Consider the following 23,946-nt stretch of genomic DNA (forward strand, 5'->3'; position numbering starts at 1 on the left):
CGCTAAGCCTGCCGCAGATCATTCCACGGTTCCGCCATGCGCTTCCCGGCCTCTCTCACCTGGCTCGCCTTCCCCGTCTATGTCTGGCAAGGGCTCGGCGTGCGCCGCCGCACCACGCGCATGCTGCCGGCACAGGGACCGGTCATGCACGAACTCGCTGGCAAGGCGCCTGATATCTCGCTTCTGGTGCTGGGCGACTCCTCGGCTGCCTCGGTCGGCATCGGCAATTCGGAGGACGGGCTTGCCGCGCAGCTCGCCATGCTGATTGCGCAGCGCACCGGCCGCGCCGTGCGCTGGCGCGCCGCCGGCTTCAATTCGGCGACATCGGGCCAGATCCGCGACCATGTCCTGCCCAACCTGTCGGCCGACCCATGGACGCATATCGTGCTGGCCATCGGCACCAACGACACCAAGAATTTTCATTCGGTGCCGCGCTTCAAGAAGGAGTTCGGCGGCTTGCTCTATGGCCTGCGCGCCAAATGGCCGGAGGCACGCGTCGTGTGGTCGCCGGTGCTGGAGTTCACGCGGGCGCCGGCCATGCCGCCGCTGCTCGGCAAGATCCTCGAAATCCGCGCCACCGCGATGAACCGGATGGGTGAACGGCTTTGCCTGGAGCGCGGCGCGGTGCCGGCCCCGCGCCTGCCGATCACCAATCCCGAACAGGGTTTCGCCTCGGACGGCTTCCACGCCTCGGAGGCGGGCTACCGCGCCTGGGCCGAGCATCTCGTCGGCCTGGTGCTCGCCAGCTGAACACCGACGGCCGATGCGGCCTGCAGACCTATGTCAAATGCCCGAGCACGGCCGCCAGCGAGATTGCGGCCATGGCCAGCAGCGCCAGCTTCCAGAAATCGCCGCGGCGCTTGAGCCCTGGCCAGCCGATCGGTTTGATCAGCTGGATCACCATGAAGCCGATGATGACAAGGGCGAGGAGTTTCGTCATGCCGCTTTTGATCAGCAACGTTGCCGGCTGTCAAAGCGCCTTGTTCGATCTCTGGGAAAGAACAGGGGCCGCGTCCCGAACCGGAAACGCGGCGCCCACCTTTCAGGCGGCGATCTACTTCAGCGGCTTAAGGCCGGCTTCGATCGAGGCGCGCTTCGGTTCGAGGAACGGCGGCAGGGCCAGGCTTTCGCCCAGCGTTTCCAGCGGCTCGTCGGCGGTGAAACCCGGCCCGTCTGTGGCGATCTCGAACAGGATGCCGTTGGGCTCACGGAAATAGAGTGAGCGGAAGTAATAGCGCTCGACCTCGCCGCTAGACGGCAGGCGGAATTCGGCCAGACGGGCGGTCCATTGATGCAGCGTCTCCTGGTCCGGCGCCCTGAAGGCGACATGGTGAACCGCACCGGCGCCTTGCCTTGCGGGAGCCTGCCCGGGCTGCACGGCGACATGAAGCTCCGCCGCCGGCCCGCCAGCGCCCATTTCGAAGACATGGACCTGGCCTTCGCCATCCGGCGAAGCATAGTCGCGGCCCTTGCGCATGTTCATCACCCTGGTCAGCACCGCCTCGGTGTTTGTGATGTCGGGGACGCTGATGACGATCGGCCCGAGCCCGCGGATCTGATAATCGGCCGGCACCGGGCTTTGCGCCCAGGGATGGCTGCCACCCTTGCCGCCATCGCTGACGAGCCGCAGGCGCTGGCCTTCGGGATCCTCGAAATCGAACGACGGATAGCCGCCGTTGTCGGCAATCTCTCCTGTCACGATGCCTTCGCCGGCCAGGTGCTGCTTCCACCAGGCCAGGCTCTCCGGGCTGCCGACCCTTAGGCTGGTCCGCGCGATGCTGTGGGTACCGCGCCGTTCGCGGCCAACCGGCCAGTCGAAGAAGGTCAGGTCGGTGCCTGGCGTCGCTTCGCCGTCGGCATAGAAAAGGTGATAGGCCGACGTGTCGTCCTGGTTCACCGTCTTCTTGACCAGCCGCAAGCCCAGCACCTTCGTATAGAAATGAAGATTGCCAGGAGCGTTGGCGGTGATGGCGGTCAGATGGTGGATTCCTGTCAGTTGCAGGCTCATGGTCGTCTCCCTGGTTTTGGGGAAGAATTTTCTCCCTTCATATCAGAACTCCGGTCACCTCGCTGAAGGTCGCCTATCCCGACAGTCCGTCGTCTCCAACTGAACAATGATGCTCCGTAGGCAGCCTCGCGGTGAACAATCCTCCATTCGCAACTGGGCCGAAGATCACGTGTTGTGGACAATTTCCACCAGCCGGAACGATCGCCGCGCGCCCTGCCACCCTCCTGACAGACTGCTGTCAGGAGGGGTGTGCGATACTGCCTCCAGTTAGAGAGAGGAGAATAGCCATGAACGGTTTTACCATCCTGCGCGGCATGCAGCACTATGTCGGCAAGGTTCGCACCATGCGCAACGAAATTCGCACGCAGCGTTTCATGAACGCGCTGCCCGCGGACATCCGCAAGGATATCGGCTGGCCCGATATGTATGCGGAACGTCGCTCCCGCGGCAATTGAGGCGAATTTTTCGACATCGATATTGGACATGGGGCGCGCCAATACCCAGATATCAATGCATGTCGCCCAAAAGTGGCCTCCGGTTTTGGGGGGTGCGACATGCATGAAAACAAAGACGCGGCGCGTTGGGGGACGGAGCGAGCTTATGCCTGATCAGAAGACAATCGGCTTCGTCTTCATCGAAGGTTTTGCCGACTGGGAATACGGCTTGCTGGCAGCCTCGGCGGTTGAGTGGTTCGGTGCTCGTGCCGTGTCATTGACCCCTGGAGGCAAGCCGGTGACCGGGATCAGCGGCTTTCGGCTGACGCCCGACCGTTCGGCCGGCGTCGACGAGAATGCCGATCTCGACGCAGTCGCCGTCATCGGTTCCGACCAATGGGCGGGCAAGACGCCGCCGGATGTCGCTCAACTGCTCAATGCCGTTGCAACGCGCGGCGGCGTCGTCGGCGGCATCTGCGCCGGTACGCTGGCACTGGCCCGGGCTGGCATGTTCGAACAAGCCAAACATACCAGCAATCGCCGCGACTGGATCAACGGACACGAAGCCGGTTATGCCGGCGACAGCAACTATCAGGACGTGCCGCATGCGGTCGCCGATGGCAAGATCGTGTCCGCGCCGGGTTCGGCGCCTGGCACCTTTGCCCTTGCCTTTCTGAAGACGCTCTATCCCGAACGAGGCGGCGATCTCGCGCAGATGCGGACGTTGTTTGCCAGGGAATATGCTGAACCCTCCTGACAGTATGCTGTCAGGAGAGACGTGCGATGGTGGGATAATGCGCATGGCCGGCCGAGAGAAAGATCGATGAAGAGCTGGAACGACAGGCTGAACACGCCTGGCATCCACGGCGTGAAACCGACGCCACGCACGGTGGGTGACGTGGTCGAAGGCCAGCCGATGTTGGTGCCTACCGCGCGCCAGGTCGACACTTTCATCCGTTCGATTCCGAAAGGCGTCGAGATGGATGTCCGCGCGTTGCGCACGGCCCTTGCCATCGAACACGGCGCCGAAGTGACATGTCCGGTGACTATTGGCTATCATCTGCGCACGGTTGCCGAGGCCGCCAAGGAAGACCTTGAGCGCGGCATGACGATGAGCGACATCGCGCCCTTCTGGCGCGTACTCGATGCGAAGACGCCGACAACGAAGAAACTGTCCTTTGGCGCGGAATTCGTCGCCGCGCAGCGCAAGCGCGAAGGACTGAAACCGTAATGAATGCCGTCTGGAAGCGGCTCCGGTCCAGGAGACGCTCCAGCAACAACACTGGGAAGCAAACGATGCGCCGCGCCGACAGGCTTTTTCAGATCGTGCAGCATCTGCGGGGTGGCCGTCTGGTCACCGCCCAGAAGCTCGGCACGTGGCTCGAGGTTTCCGAGCGAACGATCTATCGCGACATTGCCGACCTGCAGTCGACGGGAGTGCCGATCGACGGCGAGGCCGGCGTCGGCTACATGATGAGGGAGGGTTTCGATCTTCCGCCGCTGATGTTCACGCGTGACGAGATCGTGGCGCTGGTTGCCGGTGCGCGCATGGTGCGCGCCTTTGGCGGCGCCGCCATGGCACGGGCCGCCAACGAGGCGCTGGTCAAGATCGGCGCGGTGCTGCCCGATGCCGAGAAGGACCGCATCGCCCGTACCGAGATCCACACGCCGATGTGGGTGGTCAGCGACGCCGCCCGCGAGGCGATCGATCTGATCGAGCGTGCTGTCGAAAAGCGCCAGGTGCTGACCATCGACTATTGCGACGAGGCCGGGCGCGGCACCGCGCGCGACATCAGGCCGCTCGGCCTGTGGTTCTGGGGCAAGGTGTGGACGTTGGTCGCCTGGTGCGAGATGCGCGACGACTTCCGCGCCTTCCGCATCGACCGCATCGCCTCGGTGGTGATCGCCGGCCGCATCTTCAAGCCGGAGCGCGGCAAGCAGCTTGCCGACTTCTACCGGGCCGTGGAGCGCAGCGAGGATTACGGTATGGCGCCGGACCGCGTGGCGCGAAACTGAGATTGCATATGGAATAAAAAAGCCCGCTCGAAGCGGGCTTTTTTTTGGACTGTCGCAGACCTTACTCGTCGTCAGCGTCTTCGTTCTTCGACTTCAGCGCCGAGAGCTTGGCGAACACGGCGCTGGCGTCGAGTTCGGCATCCTCGTCCTTCGGCTTTTCGGGGGCCGGAACCAGCCGCTCGGTCAGGGCCGCCGGCAGCAGCGTGTCGCCGACCGGCTGCGCCTGTTCGCGGCCGCGCGAGGCGCGGTTGACTTCCATGTCGAGGTCGATCTGCGAGGCGAGACCCAGCGTCACAGGATCCATCGGCTGCAGATTGGCCGAATTCCAGTGCTTGCGTTCGCGGATCTGCTCGATCGTCGACTTGGTGGTGCCGACGAGACGCGAAATCTGCGCGTCCTTGAGTTCGGGATGATTGCGCACCAGCCACAGGATGGCGTTCGGCCGGTCCTGGCGCTTCGACAGCGGCGTGTAGCGCGGGCCTTTGCGCTTGGATTCCGGCACCCGCACCTTAGGGTCGGAAAGCTTCAGGCGCTGGTTCGGGTCCTTCTCGGCGCGCGCGATCTCGTCGCGAGTCAGCTGGCCGGTCATGATCGGGTCCATGCCCTTGATGCCTTGCGCCGATTCGCCGTCGGCGATCGCCTTGACCTCGAGCGGATGCAGCCCACAGAACTGCGCGATCTGCTCGAAGGAGAGCGCGGTGTTGTCGACCAGCCAGACGGCGGTCGCCTTGGGCATCAACAGCGTATTGGCCATTAGAAAAATCCTTCTCGTTCGCCCGCGTTCCCGCGCGGGCGGTGGTTTAGAGCCACCAAAATGGGAAATTCGCGGCCTGTATAACCGTTCCCTTGCCGTTTCGCAATGTTTTTGGAAGCGCGGCCGCTCCGATGGGTTCGGGAGCAGGCAAGCACGTTCGGATGGCTGGGCCGCCAGCGACATTAGCCAAGGGGACCCGCACTTTTGGGCAGGCCGCGCAAGTGCCGCGCGCGCTCCTGGAATCGCCAGGCAATTGCACTGGCCCCAAAAAGACAAAACCCGCTGGACAAGGTCCAGCGGGCTCGGAACCGGAAACGGGGAACGTCTGCGACGGCTCTACTTCTCAACATGAGCCCGGCCCTGCGGCCGGATCATGCTTGATATCAGATCGCCTGGCGGGCGATCCGTTCGATGTCGGCGCGGTTGATGCCGAGATCGCTGAGCTGACGGGCGTTGAGACGGTTCAGTTCGCGCACGGTCTCGTTGTACATGCGCCAGTTACGGTAAGCGCGGATCGGGTTCATGGTAGTCCTCCTGATGGGGTGTTCGTTTCGATGCTGCACAGATAGTGATCATCGATGAGGACTTGAACGGCCGATTTTGCATAGCAATGATGCAAATGCTGCATTGCACCATTAAGCCTCTGTTCATCTTGTAGGCAGGGGCGAAGGGCGCTGTCCCAGGACGTGTCGAGATTCCGGTCAGGCCGAGTCGAAAATGGTTGGTACCGAGAACCGGAGCGGAGCGTACTTTTCGTACGCGAGCACCGGAAGCGCAGGTATTAGCCATTTGCAGGCCGGCCTCACCGGAATATCGATACGTCCTAGCCGACGTCGAGCACGATCTTGCCGATATGCTCGCCCTCTTCCATCCGCTCATGCGCGCGCCAGGCATCGGTCAGCGGGTAGATCATGTCCATGACGGGTGCGACCTTGCGCGTGCCGAGCAGCGGCCACACCTGTGCCTCCAGTGCCGCCGCGATCGCCGCCTTAAACTCGACGGTGCGCGGCCTGAGCGTCGACCCCGTATGGGTCAGCCGCTTGACCATGATCTTGGAAAAATCGGCGCTGGCGACAGCACCCGCCTGCACGGCGATCTGGACGATGCGGCCCTCGACCGCCGCCGCCTCGTAGTTTCGCTGGACATAGTCGCCACCGACCATGTCGAGGATGACATTGGCGCCCTTGCCTTCCGTCGCCTCCTTGACCGCCGTGACGAAATCCTCCTCGCGGTAATTGATCGCCCGGTCGGCGCCGAGCTTCAGGCAGGCGTCGCATTTCTCCCTGGATCCGGCGGTGGTGATGACATAGGCGCCGAAGGCCGAGGCCAGTTGGATCGCCGTCGTGCCGATGCCCGACGAGCCGCCATGCACCAGCAGCGTCTCGCCCTTCGTCAGGCCGCCGCGTTCGAACACATTGTGCCAGACGGTGAAATAGTTTTCCGGCACGGCCGCTGCTTCCGTGTGGGTGAAACCGGCGGGCAGCGGCAGCACGCTGCCGGTATGAACCTTGACATATTCGGCATAGCCGCCGCCGGGGGTGAGCGCGCACACCCGGTCGCCGATGCGCCAGCGCGATATCTCGTCGCCAAGGGCAGCCACTTCGCCCGACACTTCGAGGCCCGGAAGGTCCGATGCGCCGGGCGGCGGTGGATAGGCGCCCTTGCGCTGCTGCACATCGGGCCGGTTGACGCCGGCGGCATGAACCTTGATCAGGATCTCGCCCGGGCCGGGCTGCGGCACATCGCGCGTTTCCGGTTTCAGCACCCGTGGGCCACCCGGTTCCGAGATCGCGATTGCCGTCATCCTTGCCGGAATTCTTTGTCCGCTCGCCATGAAGTTTCCCGTCTTTCCTCGCCGCATTCCTACCGGCTGTTTGCATCGACGCCCTTGCCCTATGTATGCTGATTGCCAAATCAGGCAAATGGCCAATCTGGTGTGGCGGAGGAGGAGCAACGATGGCGATCTTCGACGACGAACCCAAGAAGAAGGCGCGCCCGCACGAGATCGGGCAGGACCTGTCGCTGCTTTCCGTCGGTGAACTGTCGGAGCGCATCGGCATCCTTCGCGACGAAATCGCCAGGCTGGAGGCGGAGCTCAAGGCCAAGGACAACACCAAATCGGCCGCCGAGGCACTGTTCCGCCGCGGATAGGCAGACCGGTGGAACAGCCCCGCCGCCGAAAAGCCCGAATGCGACTGTCTTCAGACCTTGAGTCCCTCCAGAGTCCAGCCGGATCAATAAATGCTCGCATCCTACCGACCGATCCTCTCCCTGCTTCGCGGCACTGCCTTCCTGCTGGCGGCATCGGGTCTGCATGGGCTGCTGCTTCCCCTGCGCGGCCAGGTGGAAGGGTTCTCCACCGCATCGCTCGGCCTGATGGGCACGGCCTGGGCCGGCGGCTTCGTCACCGGCTGCTTCTTTGCCCCGCGCATCGTGCGCCGCGCCGGGCATGTGCGCGCCTTCGGCGCCTTCGCCGCGTCCGGCGCCATCGTGGCCCTCTGCTCACAGGCCTGATCATCGATGAATATGTCTGGATCCTGCTGCGTGCCTTTACCGGCTTCACCATGGCCGGCGCCTTCATGGTCATCGAAAGCTGGCTGAACGAGAAGGCCACCAACGAGAACCGCGGCACCGTCTTCGGCCTCTATATGATGGTCACCTATGCCTCGATCATGGGCGGCCAGATGATCGTCGCCGGCGGCGACGTGAAATCGGCGTCACTGTTCATGATCACCGGCATACTGTTCTGCCTGTCGCTGATCCCGACCGCGGTTTCGACGGCGTCGCACCCCAAGCCGCTGCAAGACGTCAAGCTCGACGTCAAGGGGCTCTACGCCAACTCGCCGGTATCGGCCATCGCCTGCGTTTTGATCGGCATCGCCAACGGTGCCTGGGGCACGCTGGGTGCGGTCTATGGCGCCCGCATCGGCATTTCCACCGCCGAGATCGCCTTGATGATGAGCCTTGTCGTCGTCGCCGGTGCCGCCATGCAGCTGCCGGCCGGACGTCTCTCCGACAAGACCGACCGGCGTTTCGTATTGGCCGGTGCTGCTTTCGGCGCGGCGCTGTTCGCGCTCCTGATCTTCCTGTTTCAACCGCGCTCCGGCATTTTCGTCATCGTCTCCACCGCCGCTTACGGCGCTTTCGCCTATACGCTCTATTCGATCGCCGTAGCGCATGCCAACGACCACGCCCGTGCCGAGGACTTCGTCAAGGTGTCCGGCGGACTGCTGCTGCTTTACGGCTTCGGTACCATGATCGGGCCCTTGCTGGCGGCGGCGCTGATGGGCTGGATGCGCCCGGAGGGCCTGTTCCTGGCGACCGCCTTCGCACATCTGTCATTGGCAGGCTACACGCTGCTGCGCATCAGCCGCCGCGCCCCGGTGCCGATCGGCGATCGCGACGCCTTCAAGACGCAGCCGGCCGACCGCTCGGTGACGCCGGAAGCATTGCGGCTTGATCCAAGAAGAAAAGCAGAAGCAGACAGTTGAGATTCGAAAAACTTTGCCTCGCAAATGAGGCATGATGTTTTCCGACGCCTTCATGGCGATCGCCGACCCCAATCGGCGCCACCTTCTGGAAGAACTTCGACGCGGTCCGAAGACCGTCAACGAGTTGGCGTCCGGACTTCCAGTCTCACGCCCGGCCGTGTCACAGCATCTGAAAGTGTTGCTCGACGCTGGACTGGTCAACGCCAAGGCTGAAGGCACGCGGCGCGTTTACACGGTAAGCAATGCCGGCTTCCTGAGACTCAACATCTGGCTCGATCAATTCTGGGAAGCCTGACCGTTTCTGGCGGGCGAGCGATCAGCCACTTTCAGGTCTTCTCGTTCAGAAAAGCGCCGAGCAAATCGAGCAACACTCCGGTCCCGTGCTCGCGCGACGACGATGTGTCGTGACCATCGAGGAAAGCGCCCTGCTCGGTCAGCACCAGCCGCGTGCCCTTGCCGTCGGCAAAAAGTTCGATCGTGGCCAGCGACACGGAGATGCGGGTTTCGCCGAACAGCATGTCATAGCTGTAGACGATGCGCTGGTCCGGCACGATGTCCTGATAGGTGGCTGTGTAGACGTGGATCGGGCCATCTTTCGGCCCGCCGGCATTGACCTCCTTGCCGCCGATGCGAAAGTCCATTTGAAAACGGCCCGGCATCGGATTGTCGGGATCGGTGAACCAGCGCCGCTTGGCGTCCGCGTTGCTGAGCGCGAAGAAGACTTTCGACGGCGCCGCCGGATAGAGACGCTCTATGATGAAGGTGGAATGGACGACGGATCGTTCGATCATGTCTGGGTCCTTGTTGGTAAACTGGTTTGCCGAAATAGGTCCTGCCGGCCCTTAGGCTTCAGGCATCAACCGGCTGATGCCGGAGTTCCACCGCCAGATTGTCCAGCGCAGCGCTAAACCCTGCCTGGCTGCCGGCGATCATGTCCTTGCCGCCAAAGGCCGCGATCTGGTCGGTCAGCACCAGCCGCGTTGACGTCCCCACTGGCTGAAGCTCGACCGTGACCAGCGAGACGGAAAGCCGGTTCCAACCCTCGCAAACGAGCTCGGTCGAAACGATGCGTTGCTCCGGCTCGATATCGATGTAGCGGGTCTCGACGCGGTAAATCAGGCTGCCGCGCGGCCCGCAGCGGCTGATATCCAGCCCGCCGACACGGAAATCGGCCTTGTCGTAGACCAGGTCGACATTTTTCGACGGCGTTCCCCAGCGGGCGCGCGCCTGTGGGTCGGCAAGGGCCTGGAACACCCGCGCCGGCGAGGCTTCGTAGATGCGCTCCAGCACGATTGTTGCGTGGGTCACCGATGGTTCGGTCATAATGGCCTCCTTCAGTTTTCGTCTTTGGTTTCCGCCAGAAAATCGCCGAGCCGATCCAGCCGGCGTTCCCAGGAGAGGCGCCGCTCGTTGATCCAGTGCTCGGCCGCCCTCAGCGCCTTGGGCTCGATCTGGCAAGTCCGCACCCGTCCAACCTTCTGCGTGCGCACCAGGCCGCTTGCTTCCAGAAGATTGAGATGCTGGACGACAGCCGACAGCGACATTGCCAGCGGCTCGGCCAGCTGGGTGACCGAGGCCGGACCGCGCGACAGCCGGTCGACCATTTGCCGCCGCGCCGGATCGGCAAGCGCCTGGAACATCAGGTCGAGCTGGGCGGGATCGTGCAGCATCGCGGTCAGCCGTCATTGTAGGGGAAGAACTTGAAGTAGGGCTGCGCCTCCTCGATCACCCTGGCAAAGGCAGGGCGCTGCAGCAGGCGGTCGTGATAGCACTTCACGGCGGGATATTTGTCACCGAACGGCTCGACCTTGTTGGCATAGAAGAGTGCCGGAGACGCCGCGCAATCGGCCAGGCTGAAGGCGTCGCCCACCGCCCAGGTCTTCGACTGCATCTCCTGCTCGACGATGGCGTAGGAATTGCGCAGCTGGCCGCGCGCCTGCTCGACGCCGAACGGATCGGTTTTGTCTTGCGGTCGCAACCGGTCGCCAACGATCTTCTGCATCGGCTCCTGCACATAGAAATCATAGAAGCGGTCGGCCTGGCGGACCGCCAGCGCCAGGTCAATGTCGGCGGGAACGAGTTCGACCGGCCCCGGATAGTGCGCGGCTAGATATTCCACGACGATGGTCGATTCCAGCACCGTGCGGCCGCGCGCATCGTCGCGCAGCGCCGGCATCTTGCCGCTCGGCGATATCTTCAGGAAAGCCGCTCGCGAGTGCTCGTCGCCGAGATCGACGATGACCGGGTTGAAGGCGGTGGCGTTCTCGTAGAGCGCGATCAGCGGCTTCCAGCAGAAAGAGGCCAGCGGATGGAAATGCAGCGTCAGGGACATTCTTTGCTCTTCTGTCTCGTGGTTCGTCGATCGGGAGATCAACACTGAAGCATTTACTTAACTATTGCGACATGCCTTGCCCGTCAAGACCGCCTGCGATGGTTCAGTTGGACCTGATATGGGCGACGATGGCGGCTTCTATGTCGGGCCAGTCTTGCGGATGAAGCTCATGGCCGCCGCCCGCGATACGAAGGAGTTTCGCGCCGGCGACCGTTTTGGCCAGCGCCTCGCCATGTTCGACCGGAAAGATCGGATCTGAAGTGCCATGGATGATCAGCAGTGGCACCGCCATCCCCGGCAACCGCCCCTTCCACGCATCGCCACCCTTGAGTGAAAAATGATTGGTTGCGCTCAGGAACCCGCCGGAGCGGTCGTAGTCCTGTTCGATGAAGGCTCTCATTCGGGCTTCGTCGAACGGATGTATGGTGCTGGCGATCGCCCGCGCATCCTTGACCACGAAATCGATCACCTGGCCGCAGTCCGACCAGTCGACATCGGCGCCCGCGGCCGAGTGCTCGATATAGGCGTCGGTTGTCTGCGGCAGATGCGAAGTGTCCATCCCCACCGGCGAACTGCTGATCACCGTCAGCGACGCGACACGGGAGGGGTGCTTGAGCGCCACGAGTTGCGCGATCATGCCGCCCATCGACATGCCGGCGACATGGGCCTTCCCGATGCCGTGGCTGTCGAGCACACCAATCGCATCGTCCGCCATGTCGTCGAATGTGTAGGGCGGCTTGCCGGGCGGATATTTGGTCGAACGGCCGGTATCGCGATTGTCGTAGCGGATCACATACAAGCCGGCATCCGCCAGCTCCCGGCAAAACGCCTCCGGCCACCACAGCATCGAGGCCATCGCGCCCATGATCAAAAGCAGCGCGGGATTTTCGGGATCGCCGAAGACTTCGGATTTGATCTCGGGGCGATTGATCGTCGTCATCACTCAGTCTCCTAATCTGATTGCATTTTGCAATCGGTTGCACCATAATAAAACTGATACGATAATGCAACTGGTTTTGCGTGGAGAGAATCGAATGAGCCTCGATCGCCGGTCCGGCTGCCCGATCAACCTGTCGCTGGAAGTGTTCGGCGACCGCTGGAGCCTGATCATCCTTCGCGACATGATTTTTGGCGGCAGGCGGCATTTCCGCGAACTGCTCAACGGATCGATCGAAGGCATTGCCTCCAACATCCTTGCCGACCGGCTGAAGCGACTGATGGAGTTGGGCATGCTGACCAAGGCCGACGATCCCAGTCACAAGCAGAAGGCGATCTACAGCCTGACCGAGATGGCCATCACGCTGGTGCCGATCCTGGCCCATCTCGGCGCTTGGGGCCGCGTCTGGCTGCCAACCAGCGAGGAACTCTCGATCCGCGCCGAACTGCTGGAAAAGGGCGGACCGCCAATGTGGGAGAAATTCATGGACGAGTTGCGCCATGAGCATCTGGGTATGGCGCTCGACACGGCATCCGGTCCTTCTGTCCGTGCGACCCTGCAGGCCGCCTATCAAGCCGTGGTCGCCGGCAAGGCTCTCGGCGCCAGCCCGGCCGCCTAACCAACTATTTTCCCCCGTTTCGAGGCCGGCTCTGCTAGAAGAAGCAGAAACCACAATTCACGGGATTGGCTAAGGTCTTGGTTGAGAACTCTCGGGATGCCGCCCGCGCGCGCGCCGATCTGCGCTTCAAGAAGCAGGAAGAGGCGGCCACCGTCCGCCAGAAGGCGATGGCGGAATATGCCGCCGAGAGCGACGCCCGCAAGGCCAAGACCGACAAGCTGCGGGCTCTGCGGCTGGCCAAGGAAGCCGAAGACCTAGCCAACGCGCCGGCGGCGCCCGCCAAGAAGCCTGCCCGCGCCAAAAAGAAATAGCCGCACGGCCCTTCGGCAACCCGGCCTGACCCGCCGACACCGTTCGCCTGTCGATCCAGTCGCTCGCCGGCACCGCCCTGGCGGCAGCGGCCCCTCATCCCGCCGCTTCACAAGAAGCAATTTCAACCGAAACCGGGATTGCTTCGGCCGGCTGGCCGTCGATGATTGTCCCCTTCCCAACAGGAGATTGCCATGACCGCACTGCCGCTCGAAAAGGCCCGGCAAATCATCGATGCCGCCTTCGCCAAGGGCGCTGAACTCAAGCTCAAGCCGCTCGGCGTCTCAGTCCTTGACGCTGGCGGCCATCTGGTCGCCTTCGAGCGCCAGGACGGCGCCTCGTTCCTGCGCCCGCAAATGTCGGCGGGCAAGGCCTATGGCGCGCTGGCCATCGGCATGGGCTCGCGCAAGGTCGAGGCCTTCGCCAAGGAGCGCCCGCATCTGGTCGCCGGCATCTCGGACGTGTCGGGTGGACGTGTGCTGCCGGTTGTCGGCGGCGTGCTGATCCGTGACAAGGCCGGCACTATCATCGGCGCCGTTGGCATTTCGGGCGACACGTCGGACAATGACGAGGCCGCGGCCATCGCCGGCATCGAGGCCGCCGGTTTCACCGCGGATCCGGGCTGAAACTTCGTCATCCACGGGCGGAGCTGGAGCGAAGCTCCGTCGCGGAGACCCGAGGATCCATTCCGCGACCTTGCTGACGGGTACAACGGAGAAGAATTCTGGACCGTGGCGACGCTTCGGAGTCCCGGCATGGATCCTGGGGTCTGCGCTGCGTCGCTACGCTCCTTGCTACGCCCCAGGATGACGACCCGATGGACGTTTCCGCCGACTGTCAGCGCAAGCGCCAGCCAAACGTCTGCGCTGAGGACCTAATTCAAATTGATGTCGCGGCTCGCCGACCGCATCGACACCGCGAACCCGGCCATCACGTCGAACAGCGCGATGATCATCAGCGTGAAGAAGATCGAGTGCGCCGCGCCCTTGACCAGCAGGAATTCGACCAGGAAGGCGACGAAGACCAGCGTCGACAGGAGATGGTCCATGATCGAGGCGCTGGTCGTGCGCGCCGACTTCACCATTTCGAGGAACAGGAAGATCAGCGCGATCAGTATCATCAGGTCGCCGAGCGTCATCGAGAACACCCCGCCCGACATCATGCGGAACGAGAAGATCTCGCTCCCCCACGGGTCGTCGCCGCCGCCGAAAATTCCGAGCAGGCCAAGATTGTAGAGAATGAAAGGCACGATCAAGAGCGGGACGGCACCGAACATCTGGCGTCTCCATATGGGGGCACCTTCTGTAGAATGCGCCACAGCCACGCCGTCAAGATTTTTCGTGCGAAGCCGCAAACACGGTCGAAGACCGGATGCAACAACCATGTCAGCCGGTTGCCCGGTCGACATGGTGCAAGCTTGAGCCAGAGGCTCAGCGCTTGAAGTAACCGGCGCGCACGGCGGCCCCGATGACATTGAGGATGATATGGCCCGCCGTCATCGAGGTGATCTCGTTGACATCGCGCGCCGGCGCGATTTCGACGATATCCATGCCGACGAGACGGCCCTTGCCGACCAGCCCCTGGATCAGCTCGATCGTCTGGCGGTAGCTGATGCCGCCCGGCTGCGGCCCCTCAACCGCCGGCATAACCGCCGGGTCAAGTCCGTCTGCATCGATGGTGAGGTAGTAGCGGCCGCCGTCTGGAATGCGTTTGAGCAGCGCCGCTGTACCGATATCCTGCCATTCATTGGTGGTGATGATGTTGGCGCCGTAGGCGCGGGCCGCCTCAACCTCTTCGGTGCGTGCGCTGCCCCTGGCCACGAATGCCGACCTGAAAGATGTGCTTGATATGCGCCATCTCCGAGGCCCGGCGGATGGTGCTGGAATAACCCTCCTTAACGCCGTTGACATTGTCGCGCCAGTCGAGATGGGCGTCGAGCTGCACCAGCGTGATCGGGCCTTCGCCGTCGAACGCACGGAAGATCGGGATCGGAATGCCATGGTCGCCGCCAATGGTTATCGGCAGGGCGCCGGCGGCGCGGATCTTTCGGATCGCCGCCTCAGCTCTCTTGTAGTGCCCGACATGATCCGCGGCATTGCCGGGCACGTCGCCGACATCGACCACCTTGATGTCCTGGCCGGCGAAGACCGGCCCGCCAATGTCGAAATCATAGCGGTCGAGCCTCTGGCTGATGCGCTGCGAGGCGCGCCGCACCGCCGTCGGCGCGTTGGTCTGGTCGTTGATCAGCTCGTCGATCGTATAGGGATCGCCATAGGGCATGCCAATGATGGCTACATCGGCCTTCAGCGTGTCGAGATCCTCGACCAGCGGGAAGTTCAGGAATGTCTGGAAGACATCGCGAGGCGAGGTGGTGAGTTTGGACATGGGGTCTCCTCTGCATTGAAGGCTTTTGGATCAGGCGCCACGGCGGGCTGCGAGATGCGGCTGCAGCCTGTGCTCCAGGCTGCGAGAGACTGCCGCGACGAGGGCGGTCAAACCCCAGTACAGCAATGCGATGGCGGTGAAGATCTCCACCGGCGAGAAGGTGCGGCCGATGATGTTCTGGGCCATGTAGGTGAGTTCGGGAACCGTGATCGCCGACAGGATTGCCGATTCCTTGATCAGCGTGATGGTGAGATTGGTGGCGGCCGGCAGGATGTAGCCGAGCACCTGCGGTATCAGTATCTTGCGGAAGATGGTGAGGTAGCGCAGCCCCAGCGCATAGCCGGCTTCGACCTGGCCATAAGAGATGGACTGGATCGCGCCTCTGATGATCTCAGCGGAATAGGCGCTGGCATAGGCCGACAGCGCGCCGATCGAAACCACTACCGGCGAAAGCCGGATGCCGAACATCGGCAGGGCATAGAACAGGAGGAAGATCTGGATCAGGAACGGGATGTTGCGGAAGATTTCGACGTAGGCCGAGACGACGGCAGCCGGCAGTCGCCCGCCCCTCAACTTGACCAGCGCCAGCACGACCCCGAGCGCGAAGCCGAGCGGCAGCGACACGGTGCACATCAGCACCGTGGTGCCAAAGCCCTTGGCTAGGATCTGCCAATTGTCCGCGATGACGGAGAAGTCGAACGTCATGCGCGCGCTCCCTCCGCGTTGCGCTCCAGATGCCGGGTCAAAAGGCTGCAGGAGAACAGCACGATGAAATACAACACCGCCGCCACGCAGAACGCTTCGACCGGCCGATAGGTGACATTCATGATGTTTTGCGCGGTGCGGGTCAGCTCGACCACCGCGATCACCGACAGGATGGACGAGGCCTTCACCAGCATGGTGAACTCGTTGACCATCGGCGGAATGATGGCGCGGAACAGCTGCGGCATGATGATCTTGAACCAGGTCACGACAGGCTTCAGGCCGAGCGCCTTGGCCGCCTCATACTGGCCGGCGGGAATGCGGGTCAGCCCGGCACGCAGGATTTCGGCGACGAAGGCCGCGCTGTTGAAGCTGAGCGCCAGAACGCCCGCCAGAAGCGGCGGCAAGTCGATGCCGACCAGGCCCGGCAGCACGTAGTAGACGACGAAAATCTGCACGATCAGTGGCGTGCCACGGATGAAGCTGGTGTAGAGCGCGCCGATCCAGCGGACCGCCCGCCAGCGCGACCGGCCGCAGGCGAGCAGGCCGAAGCCGATCACTGTGCCGACGATGAACCCCAGCGCCGAGACGCCGAGCGTGATGCCGGCGCCGGTGAAGAATTGCGGCAGGAAGGTCAGCGTCTTTGAAAAATGAAGCATTTTTCAGCTCGAACGGAGGAGCACCGCCTGGCGCCGTCGATGGCCACGACAGCCCATCGCTTGCGCCGCGCCAGACAAGTTCAGGGGTCGCGAGAGCTCAGAGCGCGCCGGGCGGAAGATAGCCCTGGTCTGGCGTCTTCATTTCGAAGCCGAACCATTTCAGCTGCAGCTCCTTCAACTTGCCGCTGTCCTTCAGCTCGCCGATCTTGGCGTTGATGAATTCACGCAGGTCCTTGTCCTCCGGCCGTACCACCCAGGACAGGTAGGAGAACTCGCCGATCGAGCCAACCACCTTGTAGGTGTCCGGGACGTTCTTCATCAGCACCGCCGCCGAAGGCGAGGCGATGACGATTGCATCGACCTGGCCGGAGGCGAGAGCGACATGCGTCTCGGGGAAGGAGGTGAACAGCTTCAGCTCGCCGACCCCCTTGCCGCCCTTGTCCTTGAGCTCCTTGTCATAGGCCTCGATGACCGGCTGCACTGAAGAAGCAAGCTGCGTCGCCACCACCATGCCGTTCATGTCTTCGGGTTTCTTTATGCGCTCCTCGTCGGCACGAACGACGATGACGTTCTCGAACGAGCCCGTCGGCCTTGTGTAGGCGTATTTTGCCGCCCGCTCGGCGTTGATGCCGGTCGACGTCGCCATCAGGTCGAACTTCTTGGCCAGCAGGCCCGGCAGCAGGCCCTGGAAGGGCAGATTGAGCTGGTCGAGCTTCACGCCGAGCTGGCTGACGACGTAGTCAAGAATGTCCTTGTTGTAGCCGACGATCTGGCCGTCACGGACGAACTCGAACGGTTCGAATGCAGCCTCGGTGCCGACGACGATTGTGCCGCGCTGCTTGATCTGGTCGACCAGCCCATCGGCATGAGCGGCGGATGCGAAGGACAGGAAGAGCGGCGCGGCGGCAAGCAGAGACAGGACGCGGCGGCGCGATGCGGACAGGAACTCACCCATTGTTACCCTCTTTTTTTCTTCGGTTTTGCTGCGCTGGTAGGCCCGGCCTGAGTGCTTGAACACGCGGCCGATCATGTAGCTCTCGGAATCCTTGATTCCGGGAACGTTCGCCAGTTCGCTGACGAGGAAGTCGTGCAGGCTGGTCGTCGATGGCAAAGTGAGTTGGATGATGATGTCGAACGGCCCGGTCATGGCGTAGACGCTGTCGACGAACGAGTATTCCGACAGTTTCCGGGCGACGCTGATGATGTGCTCGCGGTCGACGTCGAACCCAACAATGGCAGCGATGCCGACATCGCTGCGCAAGGGGCGCACGACCGCCTGGATGCAGATGTCCGGATCCTCGAGGACGCGCGCCATCTTGCGCCGCACTGTCGCTTCGGTGACGCCGATGCGCTTAGCAATATCGACGCTCGACATCCGTCCATCGACCTTGAGCTGGGAAAGCACCGCCTGCTCGGTGTCGTCGAGATCACTCGTGCTGACGAAATCCCACATGTAATTCCCCATTGGTGTCGATTTCCGACTATTATTAAGAAAATTGCATAAGAAACCATCCATTACAATCCCACCCGCGTCGAAAAACAACGAGCCCAGGATTCAATGGTCGCAATGATGCTGGAAAGCTGAGTTTGATTTGGGGAAGTCGCGTCGATGGTCGTCAGGCAGAGAGGATCAAGCGGCGCGCCAATCCGACACGCTTGGCCACGCCGTTGGAGGCAGCTTCAAGCTGCCGATCAGGATCCTCGGGATGGAGGTCGTAGCCCGAGCCCGTTAAGGTTCGCCAAACGCAAAAAGACCGGCCAGAGGCCGGTCCTTTGTAACTCAATCCTTCAAAAAAGCTGGTTTCAGCCTTCCTTGGGGGTCAGCACCTGGCGACCGCGATACATGCCGGTCTTCAGGTCGATGTGATGCGGACGGCGCATTTCGCCGGAATTCTTGTCCTCGACATAGGTCGGGGCCTTGAGGGCGTCGGCCGAGCGGCGCATGCCGCGCTTGGACGGAGAGGTTTTGCGTTTCGGAACGGCCATGGATATGCTCCACTACATGGTCAAAAGCCCCGCCCGCCCTCGTGAAAGGGCCATGTCGGGGCCTAAATCTGAGAAAGTCGGGTGCCTATACACGCCTGACACCGTTTTGGCCAGCGCTGCCATGAATTTTTTTGAGTCGGCTAGGCTAGGGCGTGTTGAGGTTCAGGTCAGGCCGAGTCGAAAACGAGGATACCGAGAACCGGAGCGGAGCGTACTTGAAGTACGTGAGCACCGGAAGCGCAGGTGTCAGCCGTTTGCAGGCCGGCATCACCTGAACATCGACACGCCCTACTCCAGACAGCCGACATAGGCGCCGGAGCGGCCGGCGCGCCGCTCGATCAGATTGGCGAGCCGTCTGAGGCCCGGCCCGGGTTTGGCCGGATTGCGGGCGATCGGATTGGGCAAGGTGACGGCGAGAAGTGCGGCCTGCCGGCGCGACAGCTGTTTTGCCGGAATGCCGAAATGGTGCTGCGCCGCCGCCTCGATGCCGTAGATGCCCGGCCCCCATTCGGCGATGTTGAGATAGATCTCCATGATGCGGCGCTTCGACATCACCGCGTCGAAATAGACCGCCAGCGGCAGTTCGACGACCTTGCGCACCGAGCCCAGTGGGCGCGACCAGAGAAAAAGGTTCTTCACCGTCTGCATGGTGATGGTCGAGGCGCCGCGCGTCGCCTCGCCGGCCAGCGCATCGTCGACGACGCCGCGCAATTCGCCGAGATCGACGCCGCGGTGGAAGCAGAACTGCCCGTCCTCCGACATGATGACGGAATGGGCCAGAACCGGCGCGACATCGTCGATCGACACCCAGCGCCGGTCATAGCCGGAGAAAGTCGCTAGGTCCTTCAGCATCAGCGTCGATACCGGGTGCACGAAGGACGGTAGGTAAAGGAAGGTCAGCACTGTCGGGATGAGCGCCAGCACCGCGGCCACGACAAGGCCGCGCCGGACCCAGCGCCTGAGACCGCGGCGGTTCAAGCCGCGCGATCTCGTCGCCATGTCCAGCTTTTCGGTTTCATGATCGACGATCGGTTCCGCCAAGCCGCCCAACCCGTGCTTCTCCTCGCTCCGGCATAATGGCGCTTGCCTTCTTGCGCAACGTCTGAGTGTCGGCTACCGGTCCCGACCATGACGAATGACGACGAAATGGCGTTCGAAATGGCGCTCATCAGGCGGGCAGCGGCCGTCGAGGTGCTGCTGCGGCGCTTGCTCGACGATCGCCCGCTTTCGGGCGAGATCGCGCGGCCCGATCGCCTGATGGCGGCGATGCGCCATGGCGTGCTGAACGGCGGCAAGCGCCTGCGCCCCCTCCTGGTCATGGAAAGTGCTGCCCTTTTCTCCGCCGACGGCGAAGCAGCACTGCGCGTCGCGGCGGCACTCGAATGCGTGCATTGCTATTCGCTGATCCATGACGATTTGCCGGCGATGGATGACGATGATCTGCGCCGTGGCCAGCCGACAGTGCACAAGGCCTTCGACGAGGCAACCGCGATCCTGGCCGGCGACGCCTTGCTGACGCTGGCCTTCGACATCGTCGCCGGCGAGGCAACCGTGCTGCCGGCGGAGCGGCGGGCGGCCTTGGTGCTGGCGCTTGCCCGTGCGGCCGGAGCCGGCGGCATGGTCGGTGGCCAGAAGCTCGACCTCGAAGCCGAGCAGACGCCGCCCGACGAGGCAGGCATCATAACGCTGCAGGCGATGAAGACTGGCGCGCTGATCCGCTTCGCCTGCGAGGCCGGCGCCATCATCGCTGGCGCTGCGGCCGAGGACCGCGAAAGACTGGCCGAATTCGGCTCGGCCATCGGCCTTGCCTTCCAGCTTGCCGACGACCTGCTCGACCTGACCGCCGACGCCAGCCAGATGGGCAAGGCGACCGGCAAGGATGCCGCAGCCGGCAAGGGAACACTGGTGGCGCTGCATGGCGCGAACTGGGCGCGCAGCCAGTTGCACGGCCTTGTCGGGCAGGCGCACGCGCTGCTCGACCCCTTTGGCGACCAGGCGGCACTGCTGAAGCAGGCTGCGACCTTCATCGCGACGCGCAACAGCTGAGTGCCCGCCGATGTCGGTGCGGGTTGAGAGACAAACGGGAGATTAGCTTCGATGCCGGCCAATCTGTTCGATCTCAGCGGGCGCCGGGCGCTCGTAACCGGCTCGTCGCAAGGCATTGGGTTCGCTCTTGCCAAGGGCCTGGCGCAAGCCGGCGCGAACGTGATCCTCAACGGCCGCGACGCAGCCAAGCTCGGCGCCGCGGCGGCGCAGATCCCCGGGGCGCAAACACTTGTTTTCGACGCGACCGATCATGACGGTGTCCGTTCCGCAATCGACAATTTCGAGCTGTCCGGCGGCCCCATCGACATATTGGTCAACAATGCCGGCATGCAGTTCCGCACGCCGCTCGAGGATTTTCCCGCCGATGCTTTCGAGCGGCTGCTGCAGACCAATGTCGCCAGCGTCTTCCATGTCGGCCAGGCGGTCGCGCGCCACATGATCAGCCGCGGCCGCGGCAAGATCATCAACATCGCCTCCGTGCAGACCGCACTCGCCCGCCCCGGCATCGCCCCTTACACGGCGACGAAGGGCGCGGTCGGCAACCTGACCAAGGGCATGGCGACGGACTGGGCCAAACACGGCCTGCAATGCAACGCCATCGCCCCCGGCTATTTCGACACGCCGCTGAATGCCGCCCTTGTCGCCGATCCGGCTTTCAGCGGCTGGCTCGAAAAGCGCACCCCGGCCGGCCGCTGGGGCAAGGTGGAGGAACTGGTCGGAGCCTGCGTGTTCCTGGCCTCCGACGCCTCGTCCTTCGTCAACGGCCATATCCTCTATGTCGACGGCGGCATCACCGCGTCGATCTGATCGCCCCATCGCCGTACGAACGAGCAATCGCGGCGGTCGCGCGAACGAAATCTTAATGTAAATGAAGCGTAATCCCGGTCGTTAAAATAATGCGTATGTGTTGGGGTTGCGCATGCCGGAATATTCTTCCTTCATCCGGTTTGTCCGGATTCGCTATCTTTCAGGATTGCTGATTTTCGCACTGGCTTCCGCGGCCATCATGGTCGCGCTCAACCGTGTCAATTCCTTCCGTCATGAGGTTGACGCGCTGAGCAGCAACCTCGTCGTCTTCACCCGCGACCTGCGCAACGCCACCAGCTTCGCCGAGACCACCGGTTCCGCCTGGCGCAACGAAACGCGCGATGCGCTGACCGCTTCGGCCCGCGACCATTCCGAACGCCTGACCGGTGAGATCGACACGCTGACCGCCCAGTTCGCCGCGCTGCGCTCGCGCCTGTCGGCCAAGACCCTCAACGAACTCGAAACCGCGTCGGTCAACGGCGATTTGTTCTGGTCGGCGCATGACATGGTGCGCAACTTCAATCTCATGTCGGTGGCGCAGAAGGCCGATGAATGGAGCTATAGGGAAATCCGCAATCAGAACGACCTGTTCGTTCAGCCGATGCTGGTCCGCGTCCGCACCGCGATGGATGAAGAGCGCCATCTGGCCGACGCGTCCAGCGACCGGTTGCTGTTGTGGGCGAGCGGCCTGTTGTTCGGCGTCCTGGCCATCGTCGCCTTCTGGATCTTCCGGCCGATGGAGCAGGCGATCCGCCGCGCCTTTGCCCAGTCGGCTGAATCCCTGTTCAAGGCCGAGGCCGCCGATCGCGCCAAGTCGGAATTCCTTGCCAATATGAGCCACGAGATCCGCACACCGATGAACGGCGTGCTCGGCATGGCCGAACTGCTGGCCAAGACCGAACTGACCCCGCGCCAGAAGACCTTCACCGACGTCATCGTCAAATCCGGCAATGCGCTGCTCACCATCATCAACGACATCCTCGATTTCTCCAAGATCAACGCCGGAAAGCTCACCCTGGACCCTGCCCCTTTCCGTCTCACCGAAGCGGTCGAGGACGTAGCGACACTGGTCTCGGCACGCGTCGCCGAGAAGAACCTCGAACTGATCGTGCGCGTCGATCCGCGCCTGCCGGCCCATGTCGTCGGCGACGCCGGCCGCTTCCGGCAGATCGTCACCAATCTGGTCGGCAATGCGGTGAAGTTCACCGAGAAGGGCCACGTGCTGATCGATGTCGGCGGCGAAACCATCAACGATGTCGTCCAGCTCAGGCTGCGCGTCGAGGACACCGGCATCGGCATCCCGGCCGAGAAACTGCAGAACGTGTTCGAGAAATTCGCGCAGGTCGACGGCTCGTCGACCCGGCGTCACGAAGGCACCGGCCTTGGCCTTGCCATCGCCGCCCGCCTCGTCGACCTGATGGCCGGCAAGATCGGCGTCGAGAGCGAGATCGGGCGCGGCTCCGTCTTCTGGTTCGCGGTGCCGCTTCCCGTGCATCATGCCGAGGCGCGTGATGCGATCGTGCCGGTCGACGTCACCGGCGCGCGCGTGCTGGTCATCGACGACAATCCGGTCAACCGCGAAATCCTGCTCGAGCAGCTCAAAAGCTGGAGCTTCGACTGCGCTGCCGCCGAAAGCGGCGCGGTGGGGCTGGCCTTCCTCGATCGGGCCTGCCAGCTCGGCGCCAGCGTCGACTGCATCATCCTCGATTACCAAATGCCCGGCATGAATGGCGCCGATGTCGCCCGGGCCATCGCCGCCGACAGCCGGCTGTCAGCCATTCCGATCGTCATCCTGACCTCGGTCGATCAGGTCGATTTCGGCAAAATGATCATCGACTTCGGCATATCGGCGCATCTGACCAAGCCGGCGCGCTCGGCGGTCCTGCTCGGCACGGTCATCTCGGTCATCCAGAAGGCCCGCTCGCAGGTCGGCAAGGCGCAGTTCATCCGCGAACCGGTCCAGCCGAAGCCGGTCCCGCAGGCGGCACCTCCTGCCTTCACCGTCATCCGTGGCCCGGCCATGCCGGTCATGGCAGCGCCGGAATCGACCGCCACGCCGAACGGCCCGATCGACATCCTCATCGCCGAGGACAATGAGGTGAACCAGCTGGTGTTCGGCCAGATCCTCAACGGGCTCGGTCTGAGTTACCGCATCGCCGGCAACGGCCGTACAGCGGTCGAGATGTACCGGTCGCTGCATCCGAAACTGATCCTGATGGATGTCTCGATGCCCGAGATGAACGGCTACGAGGCAACCCGCGCCATCCGGGCGATCGAGACCTCGTCGGGCGGCCACATCCCGATCATCGGCGTCACCGCGCACGCGCTGAAGGGCGATCGCGACAAGTGCATCGATGCCGGCATGGACGACTATCTGCCGAAGCCGGTTTCGCCCGATCGTCTGGGGACGAAAATCGGCACCTGGCTCAGCGAGACGGTGGTGGCCAAGACGGCGTGAGAT

The 23,946-nt window shown here is 63.2% G+C and carries 29 protein-coding genes and 2 pseudogenes; 14 read left to right on the forward strand and 17 right to left on the reverse strand.

From position 1 onward, the window contains the following. Nucleotides 1-36 precede the first annotated feature (36 nt). The gene (locus ACVILI_RS01365; protein WP_019861631.1) at nt 37-750 is read left to right on the forward strand and encodes an SGNH/GDSL hydrolase family protein; all 714 of its coding nucleotides are present in this window, start codon (nt 37-39) and stop codon (nt 748-750) included. A gap of 28 nt (nt 751-778) precedes the next feature. On the opposite strand, the gene ACVILI_RS01370 is transcribed toward ACVILI_RS01365, so the two are convergent. Together ACVILI_RS01370 and ACVILI_RS01375 are read right to left on the reverse strand one after the other, a co-directional pair. Then, complete coding sequence (locus tag ACVILI_RS01370) at nt 779-940, reverse strand: hypothetical protein (RefSeq protein ID WP_080643995.1); 162 nt, start codon at nt 938-940, stop codon at nt 779-781. A 114-nt stretch (nt 941-1,054) separates the two neighbouring features. After that, nucleotides 1,055-2,008, reverse strand: coding sequence for a ring-cleaving dioxygenase (locus ACVILI_RS01375; protein WP_038650134.1), 954 nt, complete (start codon nt 2,006-2,008; stop codon nt 1,055-1,057). 287 nt (nt 2,009-2,295) lie between these two features. Between ACVILI_RS01375 and ACVILI_RS01380 the strand changes: the two genes are divergently transcribed. From ACVILI_RS01380 to ACVILI_RS01395, 4 genes are all read left to right on the forward strand, one after another. Further along, nucleotides 2,296-2,463, forward strand: a complete 168-nt coding sequence (locus ACVILI_RS01380; RefSeq protein WP_019861634.1) for a hypothetical protein — start codon at nt 2,296-2,298, stop codon at nt 2,461-2,463. A 145-nt stretch (nt 2,464-2,608) separates the two neighbouring features. Beyond that, nucleotides 2,609-3,199 (forward strand): DJ-1/PfpI family protein, encoded by a 591-nt coding sequence (locus tag ACVILI_RS01385; RefSeq protein ID WP_038650137.1) that lies wholly within the window; start codon nt 2,609-2,611, stop codon nt 3,197-3,199. A 66-nt stretch (nt 3,200-3,265) separates the two neighbouring features. Next, nucleotides 3,266-3,673, forward strand: coding sequence for a hypothetical protein (locus ACVILI_RS01390; RefSeq protein WP_019861636.1), 408 nt, complete (start codon nt 3,266-3,268; stop codon nt 3,671-3,673). A gap of 65 nt (nt 3,674-3,738) precedes the next feature. Continuing rightward, nucleotides 3,739-4,458 (forward strand): helix-turn-helix transcriptional regulator, encoded by a 720-nt coding sequence (locus tag ACVILI_RS01395; protein ID WP_457102289.1) that lies wholly within the window; start codon nt 3,739-3,741, stop codon nt 4,456-4,458. Between the two features lie 61 nt (nt 4,459-4,519). On the opposite strand, the gene ACVILI_RS01400 is transcribed toward ACVILI_RS01395, so the two are convergent. From ACVILI_RS01400 to ACVILI_RS01410, 3 genes are all read right to left on the reverse strand, one after another. Next, nucleotides 4,520-5,212 carry a DUF1013 domain-containing protein gene (locus ACVILI_RS01400; protein WP_019861638.1) on the reverse strand — a complete coding sequence of 231 codons (693 nt, stop codon included), beginning with the start codon at nt 5,210-5,212 and terminating at the stop codon, nt 4,520-4,522. A 383-nt stretch (nt 5,213-5,595) separates the two neighbouring features. Further along, complete coding sequence (locus ACVILI_RS01405) at nt 5,596-5,736, reverse strand: DUF1127 domain-containing protein (protein WP_064981134.1); 141 nt, start codon at nt 5,734-5,736, stop codon at nt 5,596-5,598. 299 nt (nt 5,737-6,035) lie between these two features. Next, nucleotides 6,036-7,046 carry an NAD(P)H-quinone oxidoreductase gene (locus ACVILI_RS01410; protein ID WP_038650140.1) on the reverse strand — a complete coding sequence of 337 codons (1,011 nt, stop codon included), beginning with the start codon at nt 7,044-7,046 and terminating at the stop codon, nt 6,036-6,038. 122 nt (nt 7,047-7,168) lie between these two features. On the opposite strand from ACVILI_RS01410, the gene ACVILI_RS01415 reads away from it, so the two are divergent. The 3 genes and pseudogenes from ACVILI_RS01415 (at nt 7,169) to ACVILI_RS01425 (ending at nt 8,998) form a co-directional block, all read left to right on the forward strand. Continuing rightward, nucleotides 7,169-7,363, forward strand: a complete 195-nt coding sequence (locus ACVILI_RS01415) for a DUF1192 domain-containing protein (RefSeq protein ID WP_027047479.1) — start codon at nt 7,169-7,171, stop codon at nt 7,361-7,363. Nucleotides 7,364-7,453: 90 nt separating this feature from the next. Continuing rightward, nucleotides 7,454-8,703, forward strand: a pseudogene (locus tag ACVILI_RS01420) (MFS transporter). 31 nt (nt 8,704-8,734) lie between these two features. Beyond that, a complete protein-coding gene (locus ACVILI_RS01425) occupies nt 8,735-8,998 on the forward strand; it encodes an ArsR/SmtB family transcription factor (RefSeq protein ID WP_019861642.1) in 264 nt (87 codons plus the stop codon). 31 nt (nt 8,999-9,029) lie between these two features. On the opposite strand, the gene ACVILI_RS01430 is transcribed toward ACVILI_RS01425, so the two are convergent. The 5 genes from ACVILI_RS01430 to ACVILI_RS01450 form a co-directional block, all read right to left on the reverse strand. After that, nucleotides 9,030-9,494, reverse strand: coding sequence for an SRPBCC family protein (locus tag ACVILI_RS01430; RefSeq protein ID WP_038650143.1), 465 nt, complete (start codon nt 9,492-9,494; stop codon nt 9,030-9,032). Nucleotides 9,495-9,552: 58 nt separating this feature from the next. Beyond that, the gene (locus tag ACVILI_RS01435) at nt 9,553-10,026 is read right to left on the reverse strand and encodes an SRPBCC family protein (protein WP_019861644.1); all 474 of its coding nucleotides are present in this window, start codon (nt 10,024-10,026) and stop codon (nt 9,553-9,555) included. 11 nt (nt 10,027-10,037) lie between these two features. Then, on the reverse strand, nt 10,038-10,373 hold the full coding sequence (locus ACVILI_RS01440) for an ArsR/SmtB family transcription factor (protein ID WP_069090322.1): 336 nt from the start codon (nt 10,371-10,373) through the stop codon (nt 10,038-10,040). A gap of 5 nt (nt 10,374-10,378) precedes the next feature. Beyond that, on the reverse strand, nt 10,379-11,035 hold the full coding sequence (locus ACVILI_RS01445; RefSeq protein ID WP_038650149.1) for a glutathione S-transferase family protein: 657 nt from the start codon (nt 11,033-11,035) through the stop codon (nt 10,379-10,381). A gap of 103 nt (nt 11,036-11,138) precedes the next feature. Continuing rightward, nucleotides 11,139-11,975 (reverse strand): alpha/beta fold hydrolase, encoded by an 837-nt coding sequence (locus ACVILI_RS01450; protein WP_038650151.1) that lies wholly within the window; start codon nt 11,973-11,975, stop codon nt 11,139-11,141. Nucleotides 11,976-12,069: 94 nt separating this feature from the next. Here ACVILI_RS01450 and ACVILI_RS01455 point away from each other — a divergent pair, with 94 nt between their 5' ends. The 3 genes from ACVILI_RS01455 to ACVILI_RS01465 all read left to right on the forward strand — a co-directional run bounded on the left by ACVILI_RS01455 (nt 12,070) and on the right by ACVILI_RS01465 (nt 13,526). Beyond that, complete coding sequence (locus ACVILI_RS01455; RefSeq protein WP_038650154.1) at nt 12,070-12,591, forward strand: winged helix-turn-helix transcriptional regulator; 522 nt, start codon at nt 12,070-12,072, stop codon at nt 12,589-12,591. Between the two features lie 77 nt (nt 12,592-12,668). Then, the gene (locus tag ACVILI_RS01460; RefSeq protein WP_020629062.1) at nt 12,669-12,902 is read left to right on the forward strand and encodes a hypothetical protein; all 234 of its coding nucleotides are present in this window, start codon (nt 12,669-12,671) and stop codon (nt 12,900-12,902) included. A 192-nt stretch (nt 12,903-13,094) separates the two neighbouring features. Then, entirely contained in the window at nt 13,095-13,526 is a 432-nt protein-coding gene (locus ACVILI_RS01465; protein WP_038650156.1) for a GlcG/HbpS family heme-binding protein, read from the forward strand. Between the two features lie 248 nt (nt 13,527-13,774). On the opposite strand, the gene ACVILI_RS01470 is transcribed toward ACVILI_RS01465, so the two are convergent. From ACVILI_RS01470 to ACVILI_RS01500, 7 genes and pseudogenes are all read right to left on the reverse strand, one after another. Continuing rightward, a complete protein-coding gene (locus ACVILI_RS01470) occupies nt 13,775-14,176 on the reverse strand; it encodes a hypothetical protein (protein ID WP_019861651.1) in 402 nt (133 codons plus the stop codon). 154 nt (nt 14,177-14,330) lie between these two features. After that, nucleotides 14,331-15,285 (reverse strand): annotated as a pseudogene (locus ACVILI_RS01475) (agmatinase). 30 nt (nt 15,286-15,315) lie between these two features. Next, nucleotides 15,316-15,990: an amino acid ABC transporter permease gene (locus ACVILI_RS01480; RefSeq protein WP_019861653.1), complete on the reverse strand. Its 675-nt coding sequence runs from the start codon at nt 15,988-15,990 to the stop codon at nt 15,316-15,318. Next, the gene (locus tag ACVILI_RS01485) at nt 15,987-16,646 is read right to left on the reverse strand and encodes an amino acid ABC transporter permease (protein ID WP_240564987.1); all 660 of its coding nucleotides are present in this window, start codon (nt 16,644-16,646) and stop codon (nt 15,987-15,989) included. The genes ACVILI_RS01480 and ACVILI_RS01485 overlap by 4 nt, the downstream gene beginning before the upstream one ends. Before the next feature lie 97 nt (nt 16,647-16,743). Continuing rightward, nucleotides 16,744-18,111, reverse strand: a complete 1,368-nt coding sequence (locus tag ACVILI_RS01490; RefSeq protein ID WP_457102290.1) for a transporter substrate-binding domain-containing protein — start codon at nt 18,109-18,111, stop codon at nt 16,744-16,746. 338 nt (nt 18,112-18,449) lie between these two features. After that, entirely contained in the window at nt 18,450-18,632 is a 183-nt protein-coding gene (gene rpmF, locus ACVILI_RS01495; protein ID WP_008873867.1) for a 50S ribosomal protein L32, read from the reverse strand. A gap of 288 nt (nt 18,633-18,920) precedes the next feature. Next, on the reverse strand, nt 18,921-19,682 hold the full coding sequence (locus tag ACVILI_RS01500; protein ID WP_019861657.1) for a biosynthetic peptidoglycan transglycosylase: 762 nt from the start codon (nt 19,680-19,682) through the stop codon (nt 18,921-18,923). 78 nt (nt 19,683-19,760) lie between these two features. Between ACVILI_RS01500 and ACVILI_RS01505 the strand changes: the two genes are divergently transcribed. The 3 genes from ACVILI_RS01505 (at nt 19,761) to ACVILI_RS01515 (ending at nt 23,943) form a co-directional block, all read left to right on the forward strand. Then, entirely contained in the window at nt 19,761-20,678 is a 918-nt protein-coding gene (locus tag ACVILI_RS01505) for a polyprenyl synthetase family protein (RefSeq protein ID WP_038650167.1), read from the forward strand. Between the two features lie 51 nt (nt 20,679-20,729). Continuing rightward, a complete protein-coding gene (locus ACVILI_RS01510; protein ID WP_019861659.1) occupies nt 20,730-21,485 on the forward strand; it encodes an SDR family oxidoreductase in 756 nt (251 codons plus the stop codon). Between the two features lie 112 nt (nt 21,486-21,597). Beyond that, complete coding sequence (locus tag ACVILI_RS01515; protein ID WP_038653463.1) at nt 21,598-23,943, forward strand: response regulator; 2,346 nt, start codon at nt 21,598-21,600, stop codon at nt 23,941-23,943. The last annotated feature ends 3 nt before the right edge of the window (nt 23,944-23,946 follow it).

This window comes from Mesorhizobium sp. USDA 4775 (assembly GCF_054062655.1).